General features: G+C 66.5%; 2 protein-coding genes. One reads left to right on the forward strand and one right to left on the reverse strand.

Annotated elements, in window-relative coordinates; translation table 11 throughout:
* Positions 1-349: IclR family transcriptional regulator domain-containing protein (locus I5W_RS19675; protein ID WP_044530496.1), on the forward strand; the 349-nt coding region annotated here is incomplete at its 5' end.
* Between the two features lie 15 nt (positions 350-364).
* Here I5W_RS19675 and I5W_RS19680 read toward each other — a convergent pair.
* Positions 365-2,101 carry an ATP-binding protein gene (locus I5W_RS19680; protein ID WP_252717128.1) on the reverse strand — a complete coding sequence of 579 codons (1,737 nt, stop codon included), beginning with the start codon at positions 2,099-2,101 and terminating at the stop codon, positions 365-367.
* Positions 2,102-2,621 lie beyond the last annotated feature (520 nt).

Genomic DNA, 2,621 nt, shown 5'->3' on the forward strand with positions numbered 1-2,621 from the left:
GGCCGGCGCCCTGGCCATGGATGCGATCCGCATGGAAGGCGCGCAGCCCGACAGCGTTTGTCATCCCGATGGCAGCCTGCGCCACGATTATGCGCAACGGCTGGAGCAGGTCCGCACCCAGCGGCTGGACCAGGCGCTGGGCCGTCCGGTGCCCGGCATCAACACGCTGGCCGCGCCGGTGTTCAATCACACCGGTCAACTGGCCTTGGTGATGGCGGTCATGGGCAGCAGCGGCAGTTACGATCCGCGCTACGAGGGGGACGTGGCGCAATTGCTGCGCGCGGCAGCGCATACGGTGTCGTGGCGGCTGGGGGCCTTCGATGACACCGGCTCGGGCATCCCGGAATAATCCTTCATAGCGCTCTCAAGCCCGCTTGCCACGGCTGTCCAGGATCGCCTGTACACGCTGGCTCAGGGTGTCCATCTTGAAGGGCTTGGTCAATACCTGCATACCGGGCTGCAGATGGCCATTGCCGAGTGCCGCGTTTTCCGCATAGCCGGTAATGAACAAGACCTGCAGCTCGGGCCGCGCCGTGCGGGCGGCATCGGCCACCTGGCGACCGTTGAGCCCGCCCGGCAAGCCCACATCGGTGATGAGCAAGTCGATCTGCGCGGCCGATTGCAGGATGCCCAGCGCAGCCGGCCCATCTTCGGCCTGCAGCGTGGTGTAGCCGGCTTCGCTCAGTACTTCGACCAGCAACAGGCGGATGGACGCTTCGTCGTCCACCACCAGCACCACTTCGCCGCTGCCGGCTGCGGCGGGCAGGGGGGCGGGTTCGCATTCTTCGGCCTGGGCGTCGTGCTGATGGCGCGGCAGGTAGAGCGACACCGTACTGCCCTGGCCGAGTTCCGAATACAGCCGCACCTGTCCCCCCGACTGGCGCGCAAAGCCATAGACCATCGATAGTCCCAGCCCGGTACCTTCGCCAATGGGCTTGGTGGTGAAGAAGGGATCGAAGGCGCGGGCCATGACCTCGGGCGTCATGCCGGTGCCATTGTCGGTGACGGCGATGCAGACATACTGGCCCACCGGCAGGTCGCGTTCCTGGGCCCATTTGTCGTCCAGCCACTTGTTGGCGGTCTCGATGGTCAGGCGTCCGCCATCGGGCATGGCGTCGCGGGCATTGATGCACAGGTTCAGCAAGGCGCTTTCCAGTTGCGGTCCATCCACGAAGGTCGGCCACAGGCCGACTGCACTGATCACTTCCAGCGTGATGGCCGGGCCGATGGTGCGACGGATCAACTCTTCCATGCCGCCGATGAGCGTATTGACGTTGGTCGGGCGCGGCGCCAGCGTCTGCCGGCGCGCAAAGGCCAGCAAGCGTTGCGTGAGCGCAGCGGCGCGTTGCGTGCTGCGTGCGGCCAGGTCGATGTAGCGGAACAGTTCCTCGGCCCGCCCCTGCACCAGGCGCACCCGCATCAGGTCCAGGCTGCCGGAGATGCCGCCCAGCAGGTTGTTGAAGTCATGCGCCAGGCCCCCGGTCAACTGACCGATGGCTTCGATCTTCTGCGAATGGCGCAGCGCCTCTTCGGTGGCCATCAATTCGCGGGTACGGGCGCTGACTTCGGCTTCCAGCGATTCATTGATCTGGCGCAGCCGTGCTTCGCTGGCTGCCAGCGCCTGCTGGTTGCGGATGCGTTCGAAGGCCGCGCGGGTTTGCTGGCTGACTTCGCGCACGATGGCCAGTTCATTGTCGGTCCAGGTGCGCGGCACATTGCTGCTGACGTGGACGATGCCAACCAGTTCTCCCTCGTCGATGAGCGGCACGTCCATGAAGGAGGCCACGCCCAGCGCCAGGTGTTGCTGCCGCAGCGCTGCCGTGCGGGTGTCGCTGGCCACGTCACCCACCAGCACCACGCTGCCGCTGCGCACGGCCTGCGCCAGGCGCCGTTGGTCGTGCAGGTCCAGCGGGGTGTAAGCCGCTACGGCATCGAGGCCGCCGTGGAAGCTCCACTGTCCCAGTTGCTCCACCTGTTGCTGCGGCCCCAGCGTCTTGTAGCTGACCCAGCGCGCCGTGAGGGCCTCGCCGATGACGTGGGCTGCCGCAGTGGCGATGGCCTCCAGCGATTCGGCGGCTACGCACGCGCACGTTTTTGTCACCGTCGCTGTTGCCATCCTTGAAGCCCTTGACGGGCTCGCTGAAGGACGTCCACGCGCCATTGTTGACGCTGTATTCGAAGCGCAGATCGGCTTCGCTGGCCGGCGGCGGCAGCAGGCGGCCATCGTTGGTGCGCAGGTCGGTGCGGGAGGCACCGTTGTCGTTGGCCAGCGCAGCCTGGCCCGGCTTGGTCGGTGGGGTGGTGTCGAGCTTCATGGTCAGCACCGCGCTGGTGGTGGTGTTGCCGGCCGCGTCGGTCTGTCGCACGCGCAACTGCTTGTCGCCATCGCCGCTGACGGTGAAGCTGTTGCCGCTGCCATTGCTCCAGGTGGCGCCGCCATCGGTGCTGTATTGCCAGGTGCTATCCGCATCCAGGTCCCGCACGTTGATGGTGCCGTTATTGGTGATGCGCAGCACTTCGTCACCGCTGCTGTTGTTGGCCAGCGCCCAGAAGCGCGTGTGCGGNCGCGTGGTATCGACGGTGAACTCCAGCTTTGCGCTGGGATCGCTGACGTTGCCGGC

The organism is Herbaspirillum sp. B65 (assembly GCF_000333555.1).
Classification (GTDB): domain Bacteria; phylum Pseudomonadota; class Gammaproteobacteria; order Burkholderiales; family Burkholderiaceae_D; genus Herbaspirillum; species Herbaspirillum rubrisubalbicans.